Here is a 2,341-nt window from a genome sequence, read left to right on the forward strand (position 1 = left end):
GAGACGCCGCCCGCCGCGCCCGCGGCCCCCGCGGGCGGACCGGCGCTCGACCCGGGGCCGTGGCGCGAGTACCCGGCCGGGCCGGCGTTCCTCGCCGCGCTGGCGGACGGGCGGGCGCCCCGCGCGGTGTGGACCGCGCTGCCGGGCCCGGCCTGGACGGCGGCGATCGCCCGCGCCGTCGCGGTGACCCTGGCGGCCGGGCGCGGCGCGCTGGTCGTGCTCGCCGACGGACGCGACGTGGCCCGCGCGGACGCCGCCCTGACCGCCGAGCTGGGGGAGGGCCGGCACGTCGCGCTCACCGCCGAGCTCGGGCCCGCCGAGCGCTACCGGCGCTGGCTGGCGGTGCTGCGCGGCGCGGTGCGCGCGGTCGTCGGCACCCGGGCGGCGATGTTCGCGCCCGTCGCCGACCTCGGCCTGGTCGTGCTGTGGGACGACGGCGACGACGTGCACGCCGAGCCGCACGCCCCCTACCCGCATCCCCGCGAGGTGCTGGCGCTGCGCGCGCACCGGGGCGGCGCGGCCGCGCTGTTCGGCGGGTTCACCCGCACCACCGAGACCACGCAGCTGGTGGAGAGCGGCTGGGCGCACGCGCTGGCGCCCGAGCGGACGCGGATCCGGCGGGTCATGCCGCGGGTGCGGCCCGCGGGCGACGACGCCGAGCTGGCCCGCGACGGCGCCGCCCGCACCGCCCGCCTGTCGCACCTGGCGTTCGAGACGGCGCGCCGCGCGCTGGCCGACGGCCCGGTGCTGGTGCAGGTGCCGCGCCGCGGCTACCTGCCCGGCCTGGCGTGCGGGCGCTGCCGCGCCCCGGCCCGCTGCGCCGCCTGCCAGGGGCCGTTGGCGCTGAGGTCGTCCCACGCCATCCCGTACTGCCGGTGGTGCGGCCGCATCGCGGGCGACTGGCGCTGCCCCGCCTGCGGGCACATCCGCGTGCGCGCGGTCGTCGTCGGGGCGCGGCGCACGGCCGAGGAGCTGGGGCGCGCGTTCCCCGGCGTCAAGGTCAGGACGTCCGGCCGCGACGGGGTGCTCGACACGGTCGGGGCCGAGCCCGCCCTGGTGGTGTCCACGCCCGGCGCCGAGCCGGTGGCGGACGGCGGGTACGCGGCCGCGCTGCTGCTGGACGGCTGGGTGCTGCTGGGCCGTCCCGACCTGCGGGCGGGGGAGGAGACGCTGCGCCGCTGGATGAACGCCGCCGCGCTCGTCCGCCCGTCGGCGCCGGTCGTGGTGGCCGCCGAAGGGGCGCTGCCGGCCGTGCAGGCGCTCATCCGCTGGGACCCGGTCACGTTCGCCGAACGGGAGCTCGCCGAACGGCGCGGCGCGGGTTTCCCGCCGGCCGTGCGCATGGCCTCGCTCACCGCGTCCCCGGCGGCGCTCCGCGAGCTGCTTGCCGAGGTGCGCCTGCCGGAGGGCGCCGAAGTCCTCGGCCCCGTCCCGCTGCCCGCGCCGCCCTCCGCCGCGCCCGCCGACGCGGAGGGCCGGGACAGGGAACGCGCCCTCATCCGGGTGCCGCGCCGCGCCGGGCCGCAGCTGGCGCGCGCGCTGAAGGAGGCCCAGGGGGTGCGCAGCGCGCGCAAGGCTCCGGAGACGGTCCGCATCCAGATCGACCCCCTCGAGCTGGTCTGACCACTAGGGTTCTCCGAGTGGCCGACAATTGGGTGGACGAGCGGGTGCGCGACCGGGTGGACGACTGGGTCGGCGGCGTGGACGGCGCGCTGCGCGCGTGGGCGGACGAGCACGGCGACGACACCGTCGACCCGCGCGGCGCGCGGCTGCTGCTCGACCTCATGCGCGACGACCTCGGCCTGGCGGGGCCGGACGAGCTGACGCCCGCGCTGCTGCGCCGCCTGCTGCTCGAGGTGTTCCCCGACACGGTGGTCGCGAGCGCCGACGAGGTGCCCGACATCCTGGCCACCGCGCACCGCCTCGTGGCGTTCCTGGGCGAGTCCGGGGCCGTCCCGGCCGAGCGCCGCGCCGCCCTGGCCGCCGAGCTCGACGCGCTCGCGCCCCGCTTCGCCGAGGCGGTGTCGGCCGCCGACACCGCCGAGCGGCAGGCCGCGGCCGAGGTGATCCACGGGATGATGGTGGCCGAGGGGGTCGACCCCGACGACGCCGAGGCCGTCGAGCGCTGGGTGCGCGACTTCGAGGCGCTGCCGGAGGCCGAGCGCTACGCGCGCACCGAGGAGTTCCTGCGCCGGGCCGAGGAACTGGTCGTCCCGCCCGTGCGGCTGGCGCCGCAGGCCGAGCTCGCCGCGGCCGCCCGCTCGTCCCCGCTCGTCGCCGAGGCGCTGGCCGGCGGCTCCGACCGGCTGCGGCGGGCCGCGGAGGAGGCCGGGATCGCCGG

The 2,341-nt window shown here is 80.2% G+C and carries 1 protein-coding gene and 1 pseudogene; both read left to right on the plus strand.

From position 1 onward, the window contains the following. Positions 1 to 1,623, plus strand: a 1,623-nt coding sequence (locus AR3_RS31400; protein WP_067918785.1) for a primosomal protein N', incomplete at its 5' end; no start/stop codon positions are given. A 17-nt stretch (positions 1,624 to 1,640) separates the two neighbouring features. Continuing rightward, positions 1,641 to 2,341, plus strand: a pseudogene (locus tag AR3_RS28900) (hypothetical protein); the annotation flags it as partial.

This window comes from Actinomadura rubrobrunea NBRC 15275 (assembly GCF_001552235.1).
GTDB classification, from domain to species: domain Bacteria; phylum Actinomycetota; class Actinomycetes; order Streptosporangiales; family Streptosporangiaceae; genus Spirillospora; species Spirillospora viridilutea.